The sequence below is a fragment of the Alkalibacterium sp. MB6 genome (genome assembly GCF_009935905.1).
Taxonomy (GTDB): domain Bacteria; phylum Bacillota; class Bacilli; order Lactobacillales; family Carnobacteriaceae_A; genus Alkalibacterium.
On sequence record NZ_PREX01000008.1, the window covers coordinates 1 to 24604 of the forward strand.

Here is a 24604-nt window from a genome sequence, read left to right on the forward strand (position 1 = left end):
GATATGATTCCTCCTGTGTGATTGCTTACGTATTATCACACACCTTATCTTTTCTGTCTAGCTAAGTGTAACCTATCCAGAGAATACATAGGAATTTATATTTCTCCTGAATACCGACATGAAGGAATAGGAACAGAAATATTCGATGAGTTATACAAGCTATCCCCTACCAAGAAATTTCAGATGTCGATTTCATCAAGTGATGATGGAGCTCGCTCATTTTTAAACAGAAGGGGTTTCAACTTGGCAAGAAAGTGCTACACCCCGGCACTGACCCATCCTTTATTTGATAGTGAGAAAGACTATACTGATGAGGGAGTCACGTTCAAAGATCTTACAGAAGAACAAAAAAGAGAGCTCCTAAAACTTCAGCTAACGAATTATAAAGAATGTCATGAACCAGTTAACGCATTGAATGAAACGGTTAGTGCTGAGACTTGGAAGGACATTATCATGGATCAATTTAATGAAGATCACTCTTACATCTATTTGAAAGAGGGAGAAGTTGAAGCGTATGTCCTATCTTATAAGGCTGAAAATATGAAGGATATTGATATAGGATATATAGGAGGCAAAGAGCACGTGGCTTTGCATAATTATCTCCCCTTTTACAAAAGTGTGGTAAATAACCTAATGAAGAATGTTGAAACAGTCTCAATTGAAGCCGATGATGTTGATCCATTCGCTTCAGCAATGCTAAATCTGTTTGAGTACGATAGAAGTATATCGTGGGATGCGTACGTGTTGAATTAAAAACTATTACTTATCTTTAAAGAGGAGACAAGCGTATGGTATCTAAATGGTTATCAGCAACGTCAATACTAATAGCTCTGTTGATTAGTGTAGGTTGCTCCGATCAAGAAGTGGAAGGGAGCCCAGACATTGATAAGGTTGATACAGAAGACGCGATGATTACACCACCTCATTTAATTGTCCACATCGGAGAAGAGACAGTAACGGCAGAAGTGGGTGCGTATAGTTGGACTGTAGACTTGGGAGATGGCAACTATGTTACCACAGTAGTGGATGCTGCTGGACCGCACGACATAGTCAAGATGATTGAACCTACTCCAGTAGATGGAGACGCAAACGTGTCACTTGAGTTTGAAGAAGAACCATTGAGTTATACCGTGAAGATTTGGGACGAATATGGCAATGTAACTAGTGAATCACAAGAAATTGAACTCCCTGACCAAGGAGAAGTCATTTACGAAGTCTTGGCAAGTTGGGAGAGTGATACTGTTAGTTATGCTATTTTGTTAAGTGTGGAGTAGATGATAAGAAAAGCAGCAGCGAGCGCTATTCAAGTGGTGTCTCACTGCTGCCTATTTAATGTCTATTAGAACCACTTCTTTTTCTTAAAAAACAGAAGCATCAACCCTGTGATGATAATCGACACTACCCAAAAACCTGTGTAGCCGTATGTCCAGTTCAATTCAGGAAAGTGGGTGAAATTCATACCGTATATACCCGCCAGAAAACTTAAAGGAATAAATATAGCTGAGTAGATTGTTAAGACCTTCATGATATCATTGGTCTTGTTTCCGATACTTGACAGGTAAGTATCTAATATACCTGAACAAATTTCTCGGTAGGTTTCTGTTAAGTCAATGAGCTGAACAATATCGTCGTAGACGTCTCTAAAATAATAGAGAGTCTTTTCATCGATCCATGCGTAATCATTTTTCGAGAGGCTACTTACCGCGTTTCTCATCGGCCAAAGTGTTTTTCTTATATGGATGAGCTCTTTTTTCAAGTGATGAATAGCAGTAAGGATGTCTTTAGTCGGGTCTTCTAAAACAGCGTCTTCCAACTCATCTATCTTTTCACCTAACGCTTCTATTAATGGAAAGTAGCTTTCAATGACAGTATCGGTCAAAGTATAGAGTAAATCATCCGCCTGATTTTTTCTTATGCGAGTGCCATCTTTTAATTTAGCTATGACCTCATCAAATATGCTTGTCTCAACCGGTTGAAAAGAGAGTACGGTATCTTCGTACAAGATAAAACTAAATTGCTTCACTTCTAACTGGTTGTTTTTGCTTAAACTCATGCCATTGAGTATTAAAAACAAGTAATCGTCATGCTCTTCGAGTTTAGGCATATGGTTGGTAGTTAAAATATCTTCCACAACAAGAGGATGGAGGTTGAATCGTTCTCCGACACCTTTTATCAATGTCTCGTCATTTAGTGAAAGAACTTCTAGCCATTTCACTTTACGACCACCCGTTAGGTCTAGTTGATCTAAGCTCTCCAGTTCCATTCGGTCAATATCTTCATTATCATATTGAATAAAAAACAGTTTGCTGTCATACATGCCTATCCCTCCAGATTTTAGCTGGCAGTCTCTTTGCATTCATTATACCTCTTTTAACGAAGGATTTAGTCCTTTAAGAGTTAAGGTAGTCATTAGGATAATCGTTTTACTAACGCTGATTATGAGGTGTTGCGAGATTTATCGCTAAACTTTAGTATTGTCTCACGAAATAGGCTAGCACAGAAAAGGACCAGAAACTGTTAGCTTCAGGTCCTTTATCTTTTTATTCCCACTCGACAGTTGCAGGTGGTTTGCTGGTAATGTCATACACAATACGGTTCACGTGTTTGACTTCGTTAACGATACGGACGGAAATCTTTTGTAAAATATCCCATGGGATTCGTGCAAAATCGGCAGTCATTCCATCAATAGACGTGATAGCACGAATACCGACAGTATAGTCATAAGTGCGCGTGTCTCCCATGACACCCACACTACGAATACCAGGAAGAACAGTGAAGTACTGCCAAATATCACGGTCAAGACCAGCTAATTTGATTTCTTCACGTAAAATAGCGTCGCTTTCTCGAACGATTTCCAATTTTTCTTCAGTAATTTCCCCTAAGACACGAATGCCTAAACCTGGGCCGGGGAAAGGTTGGCGCCAGACGAGTGACTCAGGCATGTCTAACTCAATGCCTAGTTTTCTCACTTCGTCTTTAAATAGTGTGTTCAAAGGTTCAATTAATGTGAAAGTCATGTCTTCAGGTAACCCACCTACGTTATGATGCGATTTAATGGTTTGAGCTGTGGCTGTTCCACTTTCAATGACATCTGAATAAATGGTTCCTTGAGCTAAGAAGTCCACGTTCTCCAATTTTCCAGCTTCGTCATTAAAGACTTCAATAAATTCATTTCCAATTAATTTACGTTTTTGTTCTGGGTCGGATACACCTTTTAATTTACCTAAGAAGCGGTCTTTGGCATCGATTCGAATAATGTTTAAACCGAATTTGCAAAGAGACTGTTCATCACTTGATCGCCTTCGTCTTTTCGAAGCAAACCATGATCCACAAAAATGCATGTCAACTGATTGCCGATGGCTTTGTTTAAAAGAACACCAACGACGCTTGAATCCACGCCACCAGATAAGGCAAGCAAAACTTTTTTATCCCCCACTGTTTCTCGAATAGTTGCGACTTCTTTTTCAATAAAGTGTGTCATGCTCCAATTACCACTGGCTTGGCAGCTGTTAAATACAAAGTTTTCAAGGAGTTGTGTACCTTGTTCAGTATGGCTGACTTCTGGGTGAAACTGCAGGCCAAAAATTGTTGCTTCACTGTTTTCAAAAGCCATGACTGGGTACTCATCATTTGAAGCCGTTACTTTAAACTTTTTAGGTAAAGAAGTGACTTGATCTGTATGACTGACCCAAACAGATTGGTTTTGAGTCAGTTCGTTAAACAATAAACCGGCTTCTTCCGATAGGGAAACAGAACGGTTGCCTAAATGTTGGAAAGTATGTTTTTCTACAGAACCACCGAAGTGTTTAGTGATAAGGTGCATACCATAATCAATGCCCAAAATAGGGACGCCCATTTCAAAAATCCTAGGGTCAATAGAATACGCGTCACGGTCATTCACGCTCTTGGGTCCACCGGATAAAATAACACCTTTAACTGACTGCTCTCTTAATTTTTCAGCGCTTATGGTATGAGGAAGAAGTTCTGAATACACACCCAATTCACGAATACGTCTGGCCAAAACTTGGTTGAATTGGCCACCAAAATCCAATATAGCTATTTTTTCAAGTTCATTTATATTCGTTTTCAAAGTCATTGTCGCCTCTCTTTATCGTATAGAATAGTTTGGTGCTTCTTTTGTCACTTGGACATCGTGAGGGTGAGATTCTTTAAGGCCGGCTCCACTCATATGAATGAACTGAGCTTCTTCTCTAAGCTCCTTCAAGTCAGTTGCGCCAACGTAGCCCATGCCAGAACGCAAGCCTCCAACCATTTTGGAAAATAATATCTTCTAGACTGCCTTTATATTCCACGCGTCCTTCAATACCTTCTGGAACGAGTTTGTTGGCTTCGTTTACAGAGTTTTGGAAGTAGCGATCGCTTGAACCTTTTTGCATCGCGCCTAAACTACCCATCCCGCGGTACGTTTTATAGCGGCGTCCTTGATACAATTCGAATTCACCTGGTGATTCGTCTGTGCCGGCTAGCATACTGCCCAGCATGACGGCATGCCCACCTGCTGCCAAAGCTTTAACGATATCGCCTGAATATTTGATGCCACCGTCTGCAATGATGGCTTTGCCGTATTTTCGGGCAACAGTTGCCGCGTCATAAATAGCGGTAATTTGTGGGACGCCGACACCAGCAACGACACGAGTGGTACAAATGGAACCTGGTCCAATGCCGACTTTGACAACGTCTACACCTGTTTCAAACAAGGCTTCTGTTCCTTCTGCCGTAGCGACATTTCCAGCAATCAAAGCAATGTCAGGGAAGTGATCACGAATTTCTTTCACTTTGCGAATCACTCCGGCACTGTGTCCATGAGCCGTATCAATAACGATCACGTCAACGCCAACCTCAATTAAGGCTTCAGCTCTTAAGAAACTGTCGCTTGTCACACCAATGGCAGCCCCAGTCAGTAATCGACCATGTTCATCCTTGGCCGCGTTCGGGAATTGGGTCACTTTTTCCAAATCTTTAATCGTAATCAAACCACTTAAGCGACCGTCATCATCGACTAATGGCAATTTCTCAATTTTATGTGTCTGTAAGATTTTCTCGGCTTCCTCTAAAGATGTGCCTTTAGGCGCGGTTACTAAGTTCTCTTTAGTCATGGCAGAATCAATTGTTTGGCTGTAATCTTTTAAAAAGCGTAAGTCACGGTTAGTCAAAATACCGACAAGGACACGGTCTTCTAAGGAATTAACGACAGGAATCCCACTGATGCGGTAGCGAGACATCAATTCTTCAGCGGCAGAGAGCAAGTGGTTAGGTGTTAAAAAGAAAGGGTCAATAATGACACCATTTTCTGAACGTTTAACCTTTCGGACCTCGTCAGCTTGTTCTTCAATAGACATATTTTTATGAATGATCCCCAGTCCCCCTTGTCTGGCCATGGCGATAGCCATACGGGAATCGGTGACGGTATCCATGCTGGCGCTTAAAATAGGCACGTTCAGTCGAATCTTATCAGTGAGTTGAACCGATAAATCCACGTCATTTGGCAAAACATGACTTTCGGATGGAACGAGCAGGACGTCATCAAAGGTGAAGCCCTTTTTAGCAAATTTACTTTCCCATTGTGTCATTGTAATCATATCCTCTCTTGTATAGGTGTACGGCTGAAGCGTCAGTGTTAAATTATCGAGTAGTGTACCAAACGGTTTGGAAGGCGTCAACGCGACAAATGAGAGGAAATATAGAATATGAGAATATTTTCAGAAAGTGAAGCGCCGTTTATAATAAAAAAACTCCCCATAAATAGGGGAGTGAAAGGATTTATGTCGTTTGAACTATGTATAAATACAGAATTATACATAATTATACGCTTTAAATTTTAGGGAATTTTAATGAACGATTGCTAATTCAGAAGAAGAAATGTTAATTTTATTTAAATATTAACGAACGAAAGGAGTGTTTAAACACTGAAAAAAGCTTTAAACACGAACAATTTAATTGGAAGAATGAAACATACTATTTGCTGATATGTATAACATTTATCGTTAGACTTAATTAGCTTTGTGCTTTTTAAGTAATCTCTGCCTATAAAGGATAATGTCATCGTAATACGTCTGTTCGCCAAAGGCTAAGTAATGATTGATACTATCTAAAGTTGATTCGTTAGAAGATTCGCCTAATAGCTCTTTTGCAAAAGCGTATTGGAACGATGCAATGATTTTCCAGTGAAGGGTTTCGTATGTAGCGGATTTATACAACTCTTCTTTTATGGCTTTGAGTCAATAACTATACACTATTAACAAGGCCTATGAAAATATAACTATCTATAACTAATAAACCAATTTTAGATTAACAACATTATTATCTACAGAACTATTGAAAGATAAAAAAGAGTAAACAAGCCAGTTGGCTTGTTTACTCTTTTTTTAGTTAGTCTTCTAAATAACCTTCTTCAATTAGGAATTCTCTGGCGACGTCTTCCGCATGTCTGTCTTCAAAGACGACCTCATAATTCATCCCGCGCATTTGCTCATCGGTTATTTGACCGGCTAATACGGATAGAGCGTCTTCGATTTCTGGGTACTCTTCAAGTAAATCAGTCATCATCAAAGGAGCACCTTGATAAGGAGGAAACAGCCCTTGGTCATCTTCTAATACGACAAGGTCATATTCATCGATTTCCGGATCCGTACTGTAGGCATCAATTAAATTAACATCCCCTCGTTCAATAGCGGTATAGCGAAGCTGAGGCTCCATGGTGCTAATATTATCAAAGGAGAAACCATATAAATCTTGAATACCGAGATAACCATCTTGTCGGTCATTAAATTCAATGGTGAACCCAACATCAGCTAAGTGAGAGACGGGGGCGAGGTCAGAGATGGTTTCGAGACCATGTTCTTCCGCAAAGTCAGCTGTAACAGCTAGAGTATAGGTGTTATTGAAATCCATTGGTTCAAGAAGCGTCATGTCATGAGTTTCTTCAATGTTATCACGTGCGCGTTCATAAACCTCTTCTCTCGGTGTACCGGGTTCAGGGACGTCATCAAAGAAGTCTGCCAAAATGGTACCAGTAAACTCTGGGTAAATATCTATTTCTCCAGAACGTAGCGCATTGAAGACAAAGGTCGTCATACCGAAGTTGGGCTCAAGATCTACTGTTAAATCCGTTTGATCTTCAATCAGTAATTTGTACATGTTCATTAGGACTTCAGGTTCTGTCCCCATTTTCCCGGCGATCGTTAAGTCGTCTTCGTCTGAGAAAATGACGGGTAGAATTAATAGGGCACCAATGACGACGATACCTGTTCCTAAAATAGTCAGTGTTTTTTTGAAAGAGGTGGTTTGCAAATAACGCAGCAAGACGTCAAAAGCAATGGCTAATAAGGCTGCAGGCACGGCACCTAAAATAATTAAGTTGTTGTTACCACGGTCGATACCCAGCAAAATTAAACTTCCGAGTCCACCCGCTCCAATTAAAGCTGCAACTGTAGCCGTCCCAATAATTAACACCATGGCTGTTCGAATACCTGCCATAATAACCGGTAAAGCGATTGGGAATTGAACTTTTCTTAGTTTTCTAAAGCGACTCATCCCCATGGCATCAGCGGCTTCAGTTATAGACGGATCCACACCTGTTAAACCGGTATACGTGTTTCTTAAAATGGGGAGCAGAGCATAAATGATTAAAGCTGAAACTGCCGGAATCGTTCCTATTCCAATAATTGGAATCAACAAACCTAAAACGGCCAATGACGGAATGGTTTGGAAAATAGCTGTGATTTGAATAATTGGTTCGGCAATGTTCTCCCGGTCCAATAAGAAGATACCTAAAGGAACGGCTATAGCGACAGCTATTAATAATGAAAGAAAAGATAATTGCATGTGTTCAATTAAAGCAGTCCAGACATCTCCGCTTCTTTCTTGAAAAGCTTGAATAAAGGCGTTCATCATGGTGCTTGCACCCCCTTGCTAGTTGAAAGTTCTTCTGCCAAGTAATGAATGAGGTCCTCTCTTGTGATAACAACCAACTCATCAGAATGGTCACTCAATACCTGAACATGAGGGTGTTTGGAAAGTGCGACAGTCAATTCACCAATAGAAGACGTGCGAGTGATTGTTTCTTGGGAATCAATTAATTCAGCTGATCTGTATCCTTTGTCTAAGAGATGCTGAACGGTTTTCTTCTCTTCGTAATAAGGCAAGCCCGTTCGTAAGAACTCTTTGACAAAATCGTTGGCAGGATGACTTAAAATCTCTTCTGCTGTGCCCACTTGTTCAATCCGGCCTTGATTCATCACACAAATTCGGTCGCCTAAGTTAATGGCTTCTTGCATGTCATGTGTCACGAAGACAATCGTTTTTTTAAGCTCGCGCTGAAGAGCCACCACATCTTGTTGCAAGCTGTTTCGAGTAATGGGGTCTAAAGCGCTGAAAGGTTCATCCATCAAAATAATGTCAGGATCTGCTGCTAAAGCCCTTATAACTCCGATGCGTTGCTGTTGTCCACCTGACAATTCGGATACTTGTCGATGCCGGTAAGTGTCTGGGTCCAAATCGACCCGTTCTAGAAGTTCGGTTACCCGACTCTGTTTCTTTTCTTTAGACCACTCCAACATGTCTGGTACTGTTAAAATGTTTTCTTCTACAGTCATATTTGGAAAAAGGGCAATCTGTTGCAAGACATATCCAATATTCCATCTTAATTCTTGAATATTGTAGTCAGATAATTCTTTTCCATCAATTAAGAGACGACCTTCTGAGTGGTCAATCAATTGGTTAATCATTTTCAATGTAGTGGTTTTCCCACTTCCGCTGGGTCCAATTAAGACGAAAAACTCTCCCTTTTTTATCTCCAGGGAGAAATCGTCAACGACAGCCGTTTCTCCATAGCGTTTATACACGTGTTCAAATCGAATCACTAAGGTTCCTCCTTTTTTTCATGTATTTTTAGTATAACAAAAGGCAAAGGTTTTCCATTATGATATACTTACCCACAAGAAAAAGGAGAGCAGGTGCACAGATGCGACTGAGAGAAATCGAAGAAAAAGATAATCAGGCGATTGGTCAATTAGTTCAAGACTCATTAGAACGTCATCAGTTAAATATTCCAGGGACCGCTTATTTTGACCCTTACTTATTTGAGTTAAGCGACTATTATAAACAAGAAGGCGCAAAGTATTGGGTGTTAGAAAAAGAGGGCAAAGTCATCGGCGGTTGTGGGGTCGGACCTTATGATAAGGAAAAAGGGATTGGCGAAATTCAAAAATTATACATTGCTGAAGGTGAGCAAGGGAAAGGCTACTCCCATCAGTTAATTCAAAAAGCCCTCGATTTTGCTGCCCAGAATTATTCAGCTTGTTATATCGAAACCTTTGCTTCATTGGACAAAGCGAACCAGTTATATAGGCGCTACGGCTTCTCGCTACTGAAAGAACCACTGGAAGGCAGCGAACATAATGCCTGTGACACGTGGTTATTAAAAGAGTTTTAAGTAGAAAAGACAAGAACCGTCTGCCAAGGGTTCTTGTCTTTTTGAATAAATGAGAGCTGATAATCGGTATTGATACAAGTTGCTGAGAGAAAATAATATTAACTTGTATCCAAATGCTTATTGATACAAGTTACTGAGAGAAAATAATATTAACTTGTATCCAAATGCTAATTGATACAAGTTACTGAGTTAAAATGATATTAACTTGTACTAAAACACGTATTAATGATAATTAAGTAAAAATAATTGTATAACGTGTCATTTAGATTCAAAATACTTAAATAGGGAAAGTTATATGATGAATAATTATGAGAATAAAATGAATTTAGAAGTTTTTTTATGAGAAGTTTATGGTAAACTAATGAAAATACATACTAAAATGGCAAAGGGACGATTAAATGAAGAGGCAAGTTGTACGAGAAACACTCGCCTATATGTGGCGAAATAAGAAGAACCGATTGGTTATTGTTTTATGTTTTGGAGCGTTATTAGTACATAGCTTACTTATTTTACCCAATACTCGCTTTCATGATGAGGTGGATGTCGTGGCATTGGAGCGTAGCATGGATTCCAACCGTCAAACGTTTGAAGACCGCCTTGAGGAGGGGTTAACTGTTCCAACCTTTATGACTGGAACGAGTGCTTATGAAATAGCGCGAAATGAATACGTTAATCAAAGGGAATTGTTGACTGCTCTTAAAATGGGAGACGTGAGGCGTTACTTAGGTATTTCTTATCGACCCACTTCAGAAGAACGTGAGTTTGTTCCGGAAGAAAAACCCTTTACTTTACTTGGTTACGCTAAAGAAGAAGCATTTCAATCCTTTAAAAATAATTATTATATGGATGAAGTAGAGCAGCTAAATTTTCACATTGTTCACGAACGGACGAGCTTGCAGCAGCTTCATTTATTTTTAATTGGCCAAGGACCTTATGTGCTTATTTTCCTATTATTATTTATGGTAAGTGATGTCGTCACAAAAGATCGTAAGTTGCGCACGCAAAAGTTAGGCGTACCAGTTAACTGGTTTACTTACGTCTTGGTTCAGTCACTCACAGCAATGGGCTTCTTTTTAGTTTTTGCGGCTGCCTTAGCAGGATTTTTTATCCTGGTTAACGGCCTACTTTATGGCTTTGGCACGCTAAACCTTCCAGTGGGTGTATTTGATTTATCGCCGCCTGAAGAGGGGCAATTTATGGTGAGTATGATTGTCGAGGCGATTGGAACATATTTCGTACGCGTGCTTCCCTATAGTTTGCTTTTAATGTATGGTTTTACACGCTTATCGTCACTATTTAGTTTATTAGTCAAACACGATGTTGTTGTGCTCATTCTCTCCGTGTTTGTTCTCATGTTTCCACAACTATATTACAGTCCAGGAACATCTGAATTGTTTGGGGTTTCAGCCACATGGTTTCCGCAAACTTACTTCCATTTTGGAGAAGTGGCGAGTGGGCGGATGGCTTTGGATCTTATGACGTATACGCCTTATGTGAGGGGATTAATTGTCCTGGTAGTGACCATCCTCGTTTTAGAATTACTGAACTGGATAGTATCCAAAAAAATAACGCGTCAGGCGTTTATAGGCTAGGAGGGGCAATATGAAAAAAGTATTTAAGTGGAACGGTTTATTATTGCTTCGTGATTGGAAAACGAGACTGATTATATTAGGCTTTCTTATATTTTTGGGATCGTTCTCTTTGCTCTATAGACAGTCAAATGTGGTTTTGCCTGAGATGCAGATTCGAGAAGAGTACAGCGACTCCCATCAAATATTTCGAATGATTCCGGCATCTCATTTTGAAGGGGAATTGGGTCAAGAGGTCCAACAACGATTGGGACGGAATTCAATGCTGATTGGTTTAAACCGGTATATCTTAACTCAGCAAGAAGGCAATACGGTAGCTGGTCTTGAAGACGTTGTATCAGATTATGTAAACAATGGTCGTGAAATGGCTGTAAACAACTTATTTTTACACGATGCAACGGAATTTGAATCGTATGATTTATTATTGGATGTTTACTTGCCTACGCGAGAAGAAGTCGAACAACAAGTTGGTTTTTATGATGCCTTGGAAAGGTATGACTTAGACTTTGAATGGAACCCGTTCTCCGCGTCTCAAGTTCTCCAGCAACAGATTGAATTATTTGTATCGGTTGTCATGTTTATTGCTATTGCGCTTTTAGCAGGGGATCATTTCACAAAAGATCAAGTAAAAAACTATAGTGTGACGCAAGGTTTGCCTCTTTCAATGAAAACGCAATGGAGAGGACGAACCATACTCATTTGGGCTATCTCTTGGCTAGTGGCACTTTTAGGCATAGCCATCAGTTATCTAGTATCTTTATTTTCTGAGACGACAGGAAGCTTGTGGTACCCGATCGGTGTTTACTTTAATCAAGCGGTTAGGTATATCCCTTTATGGCAGTATGGTCTTTTGTTAATTGGGTTAGGGATGCTTGTCAGTTATGTCTTCATCCTTATTATTAATGGCTTGAGTTGGATGATTCGAAATATTTATTTGACATTATTTGTGGTTGGGGGACTTGTTCTGTTACCTATGGTCTGGACGTTCTTTACTCCAGTGACAGGTTGGCAGCCATCCTTTTACACGGACATTGTATCTGTCGTGAGCGGACAAAGTGCTAGAGTGTATCAGTTGCAGACGATTGAGTTTTGGCGCTTGCCTATCATTGCTGTCGTTATGTGGGTTCTCATCGAATTGATCTTCCATTTTATCTTTAAATTGATTCCAACCCAAACATTTGGCTTGAGAAGGAGAATATCTAAATGACTTTAGAAATTAAAAACATGAACATATCTTACGGCGATCGAGTAATTTTAGAAGATATATCGTTTCATCTATCAAATGGCCAATTGATTGGTTTGGTTGCGCCCAACGGGACAGGTAAAACAACCTTGTTCAATGCCATTATGCGTTTCATTCCTGTTAAATCAGGACAGATTCTTGTTGACGGAAAAGAATACACGGCCAAGGATAAGGATATTTTGAAGTTGCATCAATTAATTAACTTCTTTCCGAACCAAGCTGATCTGCATGAGAATTTTTCTGGAACAGAACACATTAAAATGTATGCAGATATGTGGGCAGGCAGGCGCGAAGATGTTCAAACGATCATCAAGCGTCTTGAAATGGATGATTACGTTGATCGCAAAGTGAGTACCTACTCTTTAGGGATGCGCCAACGTTTATGCTTTGCCATGGTTGTTGCAGCAGATACACCCATTATGTTTATGGATGAAGTAATGAATGGTTTGGACCCCGAGAACGTCTCTTTAGTATCAGACATTTTAATTGAGTTAAGAGAAAAAGGGAAAATCATTATGATCGCTTCCCATTTATTGGACAATTTGGATGAATATGCTGACAAAGTATTCTTCTTAAAAGATAAAAAACTCCACCACATCATCGATCATGCAGACAAAAGAGAAGACTTCTTTAAATTGGTCTGTACGCAAAAACAAGCAATCGCATTGGAACAAGTCTTCCCTATGCCTAATAGAACGATTCATTTAGGGAATAGCATGCTGTGTATTCCTATTGGGAAGATGACCGATGAACAACAAGTTGATTTGTATCGACTCATCAGACAATCGGGGGACATTGAATTATCAGTCGGTCCTCTTGGAACAGCGCAATATTATTCGCACTTGTACGGACTTGAATTGCATTCGTATAGTAGGGGGCATAGCAATGAAACGCTTGTCTAAATTAACTGTTAGCTTCTTATTTTTTTTGGTAACCATTATTCTTTCAGGCTGTGCTTCTTTTGCCGGCTTAAGAACGCCTTTATACGATGGGGAGCCCATTGTCGAACACGAAGAAGCCACTGCTCTATACAAAGAGTCTAAAGTAATCCATGACGATTTCCAGGAAGACTATTACCGTTACCCTCTAAGTGACTCGCTTTTTGAGGAGTCGTTAGACTTTACAGGCAAAGAGTCCATTGTTTTGGAAGGAGGCAATTACGTTGTTGGGGAAGAGGTCGAACCGGGGCGTGTCTACCTTCAAGGGGCAGAAAGTGATTTTAGTCCGGATATGTGGATTATTCACACGGCAAAGATGACGGTAAGAGATGAAGAAGGTGTCGTGACATTTGAAAATCACTTTCAAGACGGTAATGGCGTGATGACGGCGGTAGTAGACTTAAGAGAAGGGGATACCATAGAACTCTCTGGGAATGATCCTCTTGTGACAGTTTATTATGAGGACCTTACACAAATGGGCGAATTTATTGAAGAAGGGCAAACGGCTTTGATTGCCGGACATTTTGAGGTTGGTAAGCACATAGAAGCAGGAACTTATGAATGGCAAAATGGGAGTGCCCCTCGAACGAGTGAGTTGTATCATTTTAAATCGGATGGAGAGACAGACGTGATAGAACTGACTACCACCAATTGGTCATTTATGATGACACATGAAGAAAATGATGAGCTCTATCAATTAGGTTACATTGGCTCTGAGGAACATGAACTGAACAGACGAATGATTGATGCCCAATCCGGCGCGTCTACAATTGAATTAGCGAATGGAGACAAGCTCTATATCCCGATGATTTACCAAATTGTATTTGAAAAAGTAGACTAAACAATGAAAGGAAGTTAAAATGTATTCATTTTGGATTAGAGCAGAACAGTTTTATACGCTCATCATGCCTGTGCTTGCAGTCTTTCTTTTGATTCTCTTGATCGCGTATATTATGCTTATTTCTTACACAGAAAAAGGCAAACCGAATAGAAGATGGGCACATAGAGTGTTTTTCGGTATCCTTGGGTTAAGTGCTCTAGTCGGTCTCGTTGGACATTATCAGAACCAGTACTGGTTGGAACAAAATGAGTTTGTGACACCAGGTATCAGAGAATTTAATTACGTCTTGGGTTACCGTAATAATGAAGATGCCTCTATTGTACGTTCCTATAGACGGTCGTCTAATTTAGCCGAGCAACTATCCTTCCTTGATATGTATGAAGGGGAGAGGACCACACGTCCTTTTGATTACCCTTATTTAGGATCAGAAGGGAATGTGCACTACTTTACCTACGGAGAGGACAACCAATACGTGTTTACTTACCAAGGAGACATCCATTGGACTGAGGATGAACGAGAATTAGTGGGTTGGCGCTACCACCTGACAGACGGGCGTTTTGAAGAACTGGGTTTTCATAATGAATTTGATATTATTTTCGATTCTCTAAGTTTGCCTAAAGAAGAGCAAAAAGAACTTGAAGAGTATGATGCGTATACCGCAGTGACGATTGAGGAAATGATTGGCGGGTGGAATTTTGGTCGACAATTCTATTAAGTTTTTTCATAAAGAACGAAATTCGGCCAACAGGTCGAAAGAGATTGTATTTTGACCTCTATCCTTGTAAAATAAAGAAAATAACGCAATCAAAGGGGTTTATAATAAACATGGAAGTATTTACAGAGTTCCGATTGGTATTCATTGTTATTCTCGCAATATTGGGCATCTTTCTAATTTTATCACTTATTCCAAAAGGTCGTAACGTGGTGGTGACCTTCTTTTCAGTACTGACGGTTTCTATCACACATTTATTCATTGCTACGTCACTATTAGTCACTGAAAATTTCTTTTTGGACTCGTATAACTTAGATGGCGATGCCATTACCTTTTACTTATACCTAGGTATTGTGGTTTTAGCGATAGTGAATCCGATAGTATACAAAGTGAGAAACAAGAGAAGTAAACGCAATTCTTATTCATTTAGATAAAATCAAACATCCCAAGCGACGTATGGTATCGTCTCTTGGGATGTTTTTTCCTATCCAATTTTGTTACTCTTTCGATCTACCACCAAAGAAGTAAAATCCTCCACTGACCGCTGCAAGAATGACGACAGCCCCGCTTATCGCAAGGGGTGTATTCAATGTGTCGATACCATCGGATTCTTGAGCAACGGCTGCATCTGTTTCATCGGGGGTATCACTTACATTAGCCCCTTCTTCCTCGTCACTTGTAGTCTCTTCTAGAGACTCACCTTCACTATTGGCTTGAATGAAACTGCCTTCTAATTCATTTGGATTGAAAACAGCAAAGGTTCCAGTCGATTGAGAAGAGCCGATGACTGCACCGTTAGAATACGTTTCACCAAAGATTATCCATTCCTGTGAGTCGTCATTCCACTCATATAACTTGTCCCCTTGTCCTTCTGCATCATTCGTGAAGAAACGGTAAGCCATTGGTTCAGCTAATGCTTGAGAATGTTGTCCATTCTGTTCGATGCTGAACCGTATAATGTCACTCTTAGCACTCGCTTCATGCTCAGACAAAGTAGTATTTGGTTCAAAGATGAGTGTGGCACTGTCATCAACTAAATTGGCTGATGGGATAACCCACTCTAAGTCGATGCGTGCAATCAGTAAGGTGATGCCTTTACTTTTCAGCAGACTGACTTGTTCTTTGGTCAAACTGACACGCTGAACGTTATTCAAAGTCGAGTCAAACGAGATGGCCAGCACGCCATTATCAGCAACGGATTCAATGTCTTCTGTTGTGATTAAGCCTAAGCCATTTGCTTCGTAAGGTCTAATCCAGACGGTACTTGAAGACGTAAAATCTAATTCATCCGTCTCGTCTTCCGATTCGTCCTCAATCTCTTCTTCTAATGAAGTTTCTGTGTCTCCTTCTTCTATGGCACTGTCCTCAGTCGGAGTCTCGCTATCGGTCGTTTCGTCCGTAACTGAACCGGAATCTGTCTCTTCTTCGTTAGGAACCTCGACAATTTCATCAACTTCATCTAGATTGTCTTCAGGACTTTCACCTTCTACGTCGGTTACTTCCTCAGTATGTTCTTCACCTTCACCTTCAGGGACATCAGTTACCTCGTCCTCTTCAACGGGTTCTTCAGGTTCTATTGGGTCTTCTGGTTCTACGGTTTCTTCTAAAGGAGCGTCGGTATACTGAACCAAACCAAAACCGAATTCGACGTCCCGACCAGGTGCGCCTAAATCCAATGCTTTTGAATTCATCCGTTGCCGAATACGTTCACTCGATTCACCGGGGTACTTTTGCATTAACAGTGAAGCAATACCCACAACGTGAGGGGTTGATTGAGACGTTCCAGACATTAAAACATGATTAGCGCCGTCTACTGGTGTGCCAAGGCCCATTATATCTTGACCGGGTGCGGCCAATTCATTTTCAAGGCCAAGCATCGAGTCGTGTGCTCGAACAAATTGATTATCGACGTTCGCAACGGCAATGACTTCTTCATGGGCAGCAGGGTAATCAACCGTTTCGTTTCCGTCCACTCTATTCCCGCTGGCTGCGACGATTAGAATACCTTGTTGAGCAGCGAGTTCTATCATCTCATAGATATCAGGGTTAAATTCAGGGTAACCAGAACTCACGGTAATGATGTCCATGTTGTTTTCAATTGCCCATGCTAAGCCTTCAATTAAGCTGCTTGCTTGCGTACGGTTGCCTCGTGTTTGATGGTAAATCTTTACACCATAAAGGTCAACGCCAGGAGCCACACCTTGGGTACGACTACCTTGGTGAGCACCGATGATACCAGCTACATGAGTGCCATGCCCATCATGGTCGTTTGTCCAAGGATCGGCTCCCCATTCATGTTCCTCGTCAAAAATACTGTAACCACCGGCATATGTGATATCTGGATGATTATAAAAACCAGTATCTAACACAGCGACACGAACAGCCTCTCCCGTGAAGCCTTCTTCCCAAGCTTCATCTGCACGAATGATTTTATTGTTCCATCCATCGCCAGAATACGCTTGACGATCCGCTTCTGTGGTAGACATTTCTTGGTCATAAGTGACCCGTCTCACATTTTCTTGCTGACTGATTGTTTTCACAGCTGAAGCAGGCACAGTCATGGTCTGAATCGGAAGGAGGCTCATTGTTTGAACATTTTGAAAAGCAGGATCTAAATCTTCTTCTGAAGGGACTTCTTCGTGATACCTGACAATAATGTCAATGTATTGATCGCTATGATGGCGATCGTGTGCAAACACTTGAGTAGCCGGTAATAAAGAACCAGCCAATAATAGAAAGGCACCTAATACTGATAATAGTTTAGTCATCTTACGCACGTATCGTGTCTCCTTTTCTTTGTTGCAAGGTATTTAAACAGTCATTTTAACAATAATAATTAAGTCTTATGACTTATAGTGAATATAGTATCATAGACCCACTGCATAAAGGGCTCAATATACTCATAAAAATGAAAAGAAACCAGACAGTTGTCACAATTTGTTAAAAAAATATAGATTAACTCAATAAAATGGTAGAATAGACACACAAGAAAAGAAGAGGGAGTGCATTGAACAAATGAATGACGGCGAGGATATACTGTTTAATAATCAATCTCATCCTGGAATTGATAAGTTATATGAGTCATTTAAAAAGGAAATCAATAAACATGGTGGCATAAAAGGATACGTCCGCTTAACTGCCTTTACAGACGACGAGCTTGAACCGATTGCGCACTTTTTTAATCTGTCAGTGGAATCACTGAGGCAGAAAGGACGAGTGGGGTTGGAGGCTTTTGATCGCGTGCTCGACAAGGCTCCTTATAATGGGATTGGTTTACTTAAACTACTTGAAACGTATTTCGATGAGCCTCTATTGACTTATTCTGCGGTGGAAGAACGTCGAGATTACCTTAAGGGCTTAGAAGAGACATTCTCATTATTAAAAGATTGGCTCGCTTATGTGAGACGGCATACGTCAGATACGAAATGGATTCATGACTTAATTAAACAGTCACCCAATGACTTTGAGCAAATGGTTTTGTATCTATCAGAAGGGATTCGCTTGCTTCCAAGTAGACCGGTTCGGTTGTCCGTATTCAGCCAAATTATTACCCTTAATCCTGATGCCTTTCAATCTACTACCACATTGGGTCAATTATGGTTGCATGTTTTAGCAGAAACGAGACGTTTACATGCCATTGAACCCATCGCCTTACCTGAAACCAAACAAGCAGAAGATGATTTGCTCCAATCCTTTAATCTATATCGAGAAGATATTACAGATGCGGTGACGGTAGCCAACTTGTTTGCGGAAACACCCAGAGGCTATCATCTTATGTGGGAAGCAGCAGTCCATTCTCGCAGCATCATGACGGTTCCTTTGAGAGAAATGGTCAAATTATCTGCGGTTTACCCTGCCCATCAACGATCAATCGTTTGGGTAATCGATAATCCAGAATTATTTACGCGAATTCTTGACGAGGTACCTACTATTCCTATGATTTGTCTTCAGGAAAAATGGTCTTGTGCTGCTTGGGAAGTGTTTGACCGTTTGGAAGCAGAGGCGGTTGAGATGCGCTTCGTCGGAGATTTAACACCAGAGTCTATCGTCCGAGCTGAAGAATTACTCATGCATTACCCTAAAAAAGCAAAGACCTGGCAGATGACAGTGGATACGTATTTAAAAGCAATAGATGAATCCAATCACTTGTCAAAAGAAGAGAAAAACTTACTCGATAAGCATCATCTGGATGACTTGGCGTGTCTTAAAGACGAAATGAAAGATAGAGGCCACCCTGCTTATCTCATGTCTATTGTTGATGAACTTATTAGTGAGCTGGCTTACTATTATAGGGATTGACAGACTCGTTTAGATAGATAAGAATGAGAGTGGAAAGTGAAAGGATAGAGTTAGTGATTATCAGTTGAAAGGAAGACAAGTGTGGATAAAAGAAGAGTGACAGATGAAAAACGCTTATTACACGGAGGGGATTATAACCCAGATCAATGGTTAACTTACCCGGATATTTTAGAAGAAGATGTTAAGTTAATGAAGTTGGCTCACACCAATACCTTTTCCGTCGGTATTTTCGCTTGGGCTGCATTAGAACCTGAAGAAGGACGCTATGCATTTGATTGGCTTGATAAAGTCATCGAAGGCATTGACTCGATAGGAGGCCGCTTTATACTGGCTACGCCAAGTGGAGCAAGGCCGGCATGGATGTCAAAAGCTCATCCAGAAGTTTTGAGAACGGATGCTTACAGACGGAAGCACCTTCATGGGGCGCGTCATAACCATTGTTTTTCCTCGCCTTATTACCGTGAAAAAACGCAGGAAATGAACCGGAAATTAGCCGAGCGTTATGGCAATCACCCCGCTCTATTAATGTGGCACATATCTAATGAGTACGGCGGCGAATGCCACTGTGACCTTTGCCAGGAAAACTTTAGAACGTTTTTAAAAAACAAATATGATAACGATTTAGATAAACTCAATCACTCATGGTGGGGTCCGTTTTGGAGCCATACCATTACCGATTGGGAACAAATTGAATCCCCTTCACCGATTGGAGAGAGTGCTGTTCACGGGATGAATCTGGACTGGAGACGATTTGTTTCGCATCAAACGATTGATTTTTATAAGAGTGAAATCGAACCATTAAGAGAGTTGACGCCTTCTATTCCAATTACGACTAACTTTATGTCGGACAATCCTGAATTTGTGCCGTTCACGGGACTGGATTACAGTGAATTCGCCAAAGAAGTGGATGTCATCAGTTGGGATGCGTATCCTGCCTGGCATAATGATTGGGAAGACACGGCAACGACCGCTTCTCGCACAGCCTTTTTAAATGACCATTTTTACACGATGAAAAACCAGCCATTTTTATTAATGGAGTCGACACCAAGTGCAGTGAATTGGCATGATGTGAATAAAGCGAAGCGTCCAGGGATGCACTATTTGTCTTCGATGCAAATGTTGGCACATGGATCGGATAGTATCCTGTACTTCCAGTGGCGCAAATCAAGAGGATCTTCTGAGAAATTCCACGGTGCAGTTGTGGATCATGACCGCTCATCTGAAAACCGCGTCTTTAAAGAAGTGGCTCAACTTGGTCAAGCGATGGAAGAAGTATCAGAGAAAGTGACAGGTTACAGAAGAGTAGCCGACGTGGCTATTCTTTATGATGTGGAAAGTGATTGGGCACTAAAAGATGCTCAAGGATTTGGCTTGAAAACAAAGCATTATGGTGAAACCCTGCAGAAACATTACCAATCCTTTTGGGATAAAAATATTGCCGTTGACATTGTGACGAAAGAACAAGATATCTCAGCTTATAAGCTGTTAATCGTTCCGATGCTTTACATGATGTCAGAAGAGACTGCTATTACATTGCAGACCTTTGTGAAAAATGGTGGCACACTCGTCTCAACTTATCTGACTGGTTTGGTGGACGAGTCTGATTTAACTCATATGGGTGGGTGGTTGAAGCCGTTACGAGAGACTTTTGGAATCGAACCGCTAGAAACGGATACCTTCTATCCATCGGATAAAAATACAATGGTATACAAAGGGTTCGAATACGAAATCAAAGACTATGCAACCATTATGGAGGCTAAAGGAGCTAACGTTTTAGGCCAGTATGAGTCAGACTTTTATGAAGGCACACCGGCCTTGACCGAACATGCCTACTATGAAGGGAAAGCCTACTATATTGGTGCCCGTTTAGAGCAACGGTTCCATGATGCGTTTTACGAAGAGCTGATTAAAAAGATGGATCTAAAACCGGCCTTAGCTGCTAGCCATAAACGTGGTGTCTCCATTCAGTCAAGAGAAGCAAATGGGATGCAAACCATTTTCATTATGAACTTTACTGAAAAAACTCAGACGCTGACCTTGCACGAAAGAGTGTTAGATAGCCAAAGTGGAGAGTATATAGAGGGCGATTTGAAGCTGAAACCTTACGATGTTAGAATTGTCGAAAAGTCAAAAGAAGCCTAACCATCATCTTTTTATACAAATTAGTAAGTAATTGTGACCGTTTTTCGCCAATTATGGTGGGGAAGCGGTCACTTTTTTCACATTGTCTAGTGTAATAACCGATAGTATTGGTATAATAGAGAAAAGGATTCAACTATTTAGTGGGAGAGAAAGGAGAAGATTCGTGGTCACATTAAATGACGTGGCAAAAAAAGCCAATGTCTCTAAAATGACGGTTTCTCGAGTCATCAATCACCCCGAACAGGTTACAGATGAGTTAAAGGAACTGGTTTACGAAGCAATGAGTGAGCTGAACTATCGGCCGAACGCAGCGGCAATCGCTCTCGCCCATAACCGAACTCAAATCATTAAATTATTAATTTTAGAAGAAATGACAGTCACTGAACCGTATTACATGTTTTTGTTGACAGGGATTGCTAATGAATTGGATAAGTATTCCTATAGTCTTCAGTTGTTGACTCATAAAAATATCCAAATCGGAGATTCTGATGGGTACATTGTATGTGGGATGCGTAGCAAAGATGAAGAGCTGGTTAAAAGTTTAAAGAAACCTGTCGTCTTATTTGGAGAAAATGATTTTGGATTAGATTTTGTGGACAGTGATAACGTTAAGAGCATGGCCAAAGCAACCGAATATGCTTTGGAAAAAGATTATGACCACATTGTTTATCTCGGTATTGATGTGAATGAACCGTTCGCTCAATCAAGAGAAAAAGGCTACACTGAAACCATGGATAAATACGGAAAAGAAAAGCATATTTACCGTTTGGAGAATCGATCTCGTTACTCTGCAGCTTTTATTCGTGATCATTGGGATTCCTTTTCAAAAAACACACTATTCTTATGTGCCTCAGACCGATTAGCCATGGGTGTGATTCGTGAAATTAAAGAACGTGGCGGAAATATTCCTGAAGAATATGGCGTCATCGGACATGACGGTGTATTCTTGGATCAAATTGCCTACCCACAATTAACGACCGTCAAGCAAGCCATTGATGAAATGGGCGCAGCCTGTGCCCGAATGGTTCTAGACAAAGTCAAAGCAGGCGGCAAGTCTCAAGGCAACCAACTCTTTGAAACGGATATAAAAATAGGCGGCACAACCCGTAATAATTAATAATAGGAAATTCAGCCATTCTCACCTTTAAAAAAGGACGGGGAATGGTTTTTTTGCTTTTTTATAGGGGAGTGAAAGCATCATCCACTGTGGTTAAAAATCTAGATAAAGAAGGTCTTTGAGTTTAATAATAGAGGGATTAGCTTTAAAATTAAGAAGAATAGTATTCTATAAAGCAAGTTATTAGAAAAATTAAGAAGAGTAAAGAGAAGTCTCCCTTATCTTTTTTGTTATCGGTAACACATCGAATGTCCTTGTTTATTTTTATCAGGGTGCTAGAATCAAGATGAAATCGCTTTTTTAAACAAACTGGAGATAGCATGCCATCTCGGTGGTCTTACATAACCTTAGATTCAGGAGGAAAGTAAATGGATACAGCAGCACTTTATCACCGTGCCGAAAGTGAGTACTCATATTTGTATGAATATGGTCATTACCACATTCGGCTACGAACAAAAGCAAACGATGTTGAAACCGTTGAGTTATTAAGCGGGGATCCCTATGCATTAGATGAACAGCAATGGTACACGAGTGGAAAAGAAATGAAAAAAGTGGCATCGACCAATATTCATGATTATTGGCAGATCGATACCAACGAGCCGACTCGACGCATGGCGTACGGCTTTCGAGTCATCGGTAAAGATGGTGTAGAGGTTTTTTACTCAGATCAAGGTGTCTATCCGTTTGAAGAGATTTTCTTAAAACAGATGAACTTCTATTTCCGTGTCCCTTATATTCATGAAATTGATGCTTTTCGTGCACCGCAGTGGGCAAAAGAAACCATTTGGTATCAGATTTTCCCAGAGCGATTCGCAAATGGGGACCAATCAAACGATCCAGAAGGCGTCCTGCCTTGGGGTAGCAAAGAGCATCCAGGCAGAGATGACTTTTACGGTGGCGATTTACAAGGTGTGCTCGATAAAATGGATTATTTAGAGAACTTAGGTATTAATGGCCTCTATTTCTGTCCTATTTTTGAAGCAACATCGAATCATAAATACGACACCATTGACTATATGGAAGTCGACTCTCATTTCGGAGATAAAGCATTATTCAAGAAAGTCGTTGAAGAAGCGCATAAACGTGGTATGCGAGTGATGATTGATGCCGTATTTAACCACGTAGGCATCCACTCCCCTCAATGGCAAGATATTATTAAGAATCAAGAGAAATCTATTTATAAAGACTGGTTCTATATTCACTCATTCCCTGTTGATGATGTCTCAAAACTGACGACGGACGAATTGGAGAATGTGGGACGAGTGAATTATGATACATTCGCCTTCACTGGGCACATGCCTAAACTCAACACAGCTAACCCTGAAGTACAGGAATATTTACTAGATATCGCAAGGTACTGGATTAGAGAGTTTGACATCGATGCTTGGAGACTGGACGTAGCCAACGAGGTCGATCACTACTTCTGGAAACGATTCTTTAAAGAAACAACCGCTGTAAAAGAAGACTTATATATTTTAGGAGAAATCTGGCATTCGTCTCAAAACTGGTTAAACGGTGACGAATTCCATGCCGTAATGAACTATGCCTTCACAGATAACATTGAGAACTACTTTTTTACTAAGATCTTATCCCCGTCTAGACTCGTTTCAGGCTTAAACAGCCAGCTCATGCTTTACCGCCAGCAAACCACTGAAGTGATGTTTAATTTGTTGGATTCTCATGATACGGCCCGCGTCTTGACGAAAGCCCATGACGATAAGACGGTGGTAAAAGCAGCCATGACCTTCTTGTTCTCTCAACCAGGTGCGCCCTGTATTTATTATGGGACTGAAATTGGTTTAGACGGTGGACCGGACCCGGATTGCCGTAAATGCATGATTTGGGACGAGGACAAACAAGATCATGACATGAAAGCTTTCTTTAAAGATTTGATTCGATTTAGAAAAGAATACCAAGACATTTTAATATCTGGTGAAACGATTTGGCATGATATTCGTGACGATGAGTTATTTTTAGGCTTCAAACGTAGATTAGGGAATGAAGAATTGCACTTTTTCTTTAACCAAGACGAAGAAGAAGCTTTCCAACCCCATTTGCCTAAAGGGGCAAAGAAATTATTGAGTGTTGAAGATGAAGAAGTCGAAGATGAAGTCATTTTGCATCACAATGGCTTTGCAGTTTATTACTATGAAGATAAAGAAGAAGAAATTAAAGAACGGTTGAAGCAAAAACGTAACCGAGCTAAAAAACGTAAAGTATTGTCTTACGCAATAAATAGATAAGGTGAGACGCTTGAATGAACGATTAG

Annotated in this window: 18 protein-coding genes and 3 pseudogenes; 14 read left to right on the forward strand and 7 right to left on the reverse strand. The window is 40.5% G+C overall.

Annotated features, from left to right (window positions below):
- Positions 1-21 precede the first annotated feature (21 nt).
- From C3945_RS12120 to C3945_RS04375, 3 genes and pseudogenes are all read left to right on the forward strand, one after another.
- Positions 22-228 (forward strand): annotated as a pseudogene (locus C3945_RS12120) (GNAT family N-acetyltransferase); the annotation flags it as partial.
- A gap of 15 nt (positions 229-243) precedes the next feature.
- Complete coding sequence (locus C3945_RS04370; protein ID WP_237585476.1) at positions 244-753, forward strand: hypothetical protein; 510 nt, start codon at positions 244-246, stop codon at positions 751-753.
- Positions 754-788: 35 nt separating this feature from the next.
- Positions 789-1274: a hypothetical protein gene (locus C3945_RS04375; protein ID WP_161878477.1), complete on the forward strand. Its 486-nt coding sequence runs from the start codon at positions 789-791 to the stop codon at positions 1272-1274.
- 65 nt (positions 1275-1339) lie between these two features.
- Here the strand turns inward: C3945_RS04375 and corA are convergent, their stop codons facing one another.
- From corA to C3945_RS04405, 6 genes and pseudogenes are all read right to left on the reverse strand, one after another.
- On the reverse strand, positions 1340-2356 hold the full coding sequence (gene corA, locus C3945_RS04380) for a magnesium/cobalt transporter CorA (RefSeq protein WP_161878478.1): 1017 nt from the start codon (positions 2354-2356) through the stop codon (positions 1340-1342).
- 184 nt (positions 2357-2540) lie between these two features.
- Positions 2541-4096 (reverse strand): annotated as a pseudogene (gene guaA, locus C3945_RS04385) (glutamine-hydrolyzing GMP synthase).
- A 12-nt stretch (positions 4097-4108) separates the two neighbouring features.
- Positions 4109-5591, reverse strand: a pseudogene (gene guaB / locus C3945_RS04390) (IMP dehydrogenase).
- Between the two features lie 420 nt (positions 5592-6011).
- Entirely contained in the window at positions 6012-6218 is a 207-nt protein-coding gene (locus C3945_RS04395; protein WP_161878479.1) for a hypothetical protein, read from the reverse strand.
- A 172-nt stretch (positions 6219-6390) separates the two neighbouring features.
- Positions 6391-7911: an ABC transporter permease/substrate-binding protein gene (locus C3945_RS04400; protein ID WP_161878547.1), complete on the reverse strand. Its 1521-nt coding sequence runs from the start codon at positions 7909-7911 to the stop codon at positions 6391-6393.
- Positions 7911-8882 carry an ABC transporter ATP-binding protein gene (locus tag C3945_RS04405; protein ID WP_161878480.1) on the reverse strand — a complete coding sequence of 324 codons (972 nt, stop codon included), beginning with the start codon at positions 8880-8882 and terminating at the stop codon, positions 7911-7913. The genes C3945_RS04400 and C3945_RS04405 overlap by 1 nt, the downstream gene beginning before the upstream one ends.
- A gap of 101 nt (positions 8883-8983) precedes the next feature.
- Here C3945_RS04405 and C3945_RS04410 point away from each other — a divergent pair, with 101 nt between their 5' ends.
- From C3945_RS04410 to C3945_RS04440, 7 genes are all read left to right on the forward strand, one after another.
- A complete protein-coding gene (locus C3945_RS04410; protein WP_161878481.1) occupies positions 8984-9454 on the forward strand; it encodes a GNAT family N-acetyltransferase in 471 nt (156 codons plus the stop codon).
- Positions 9455-9852: 398 nt separating this feature from the next.
- A complete protein-coding gene (locus tag C3945_RS04415) occupies positions 9853-11046 on the forward strand; it encodes a hypothetical protein (RefSeq protein WP_161878482.1) in 1194 nt (397 codons plus the stop codon).
- 10 nt (positions 11047-11056) lie between these two features.
- A complete protein-coding gene (locus C3945_RS04420; protein WP_161878483.1) occupies positions 11057-12250 on the forward strand; it encodes a hypothetical protein in 1194 nt (397 codons plus the stop codon).
- The gene (locus C3945_RS04425; RefSeq protein ID WP_161878484.1) at positions 12247-13188 is read left to right on the forward strand and encodes an ABC transporter ATP-binding protein; all 942 of its coding nucleotides are present in this window, start codon (positions 12247-12249) and stop codon (positions 13186-13188) included. The genes C3945_RS04420 and C3945_RS04425 overlap by 4 nt, the downstream gene beginning before the upstream one ends.
- A complete protein-coding gene (locus tag C3945_RS04430; protein ID WP_161878485.1) occupies positions 13172-14065 on the forward strand; it encodes a hypothetical protein in 894 nt (297 codons plus the stop codon). Before C3945_RS04425 ends, C3945_RS04430 begins: the two co-directional genes overlap by 17 nt.
- Positions 14066-14084: 19 nt before the next feature.
- A complete protein-coding gene (locus C3945_RS04435) occupies positions 14085-14780 on the forward strand; it encodes a hypothetical protein (RefSeq protein ID WP_161878486.1) in 696 nt (231 codons plus the stop codon).
- Between the two features lie 110 nt (positions 14781-14890).
- Complete coding sequence (locus C3945_RS04440) at positions 14891-15211, forward strand: hypothetical protein (protein ID WP_161878487.1); 321 nt, start codon at positions 14891-14893, stop codon at positions 15209-15211.
- Positions 15212-15274: 63 nt separating this feature from the next.
- Here the strand turns inward: C3945_RS04440 and C3945_RS04445 are convergent, their stop codons facing one another.
- Positions 15275-17545 carry a S8 family peptidase gene (locus tag C3945_RS04445; RefSeq protein WP_237585479.1) on the reverse strand — a complete coding sequence of 757 codons (2271 nt, stop codon included), beginning with the start codon at positions 17543-17545 and terminating at the stop codon, positions 15275-15277.
- Between the two features lie 247 nt (positions 17546-17792).
- Here C3945_RS04445 and C3945_RS04450 point away from each other — a divergent pair, with 247 nt between their 5' ends.
- The 4 genes from C3945_RS04450 (at position 17793) to C3945_RS04465 (ending at position 24578) form a co-directional block, all read left to right on the forward strand.
- On the forward strand, positions 17793-19076 hold the full coding sequence (locus tag C3945_RS04450; protein WP_161878489.1) for a TIGR02679 domain-containing protein: 1284 nt from the start codon (positions 17793-17795) through the stop codon (positions 19074-19076).
- Positions 19077-19157: 81 nt separating this feature from the next.
- Entirely contained in the window at positions 19158-21218 is a 2061-nt protein-coding gene (locus C3945_RS04455) for a beta-galactosidase (RefSeq protein ID WP_161878490.1), read from the forward strand.
- Positions 21219-21381: 163 nt separating this feature from the next.
- On the forward strand, positions 21382-22335 hold the full coding sequence (locus C3945_RS04460) for a LacI family DNA-binding transcriptional regulator (protein WP_161878491.1): 954 nt from the start codon (positions 21382-21384) through the stop codon (positions 22333-22335).
- 368 nt (positions 22336-22703) lie between these two features.
- On the forward strand, positions 22704-24578 hold the full coding sequence (locus tag C3945_RS04465; RefSeq protein ID WP_161878492.1) for a glycoside hydrolase family 13 protein: 1875 nt from the start codon (positions 22704-22706) through the stop codon (positions 24576-24578).
- Positions 24579-24604 lie beyond the last annotated feature (26 nt).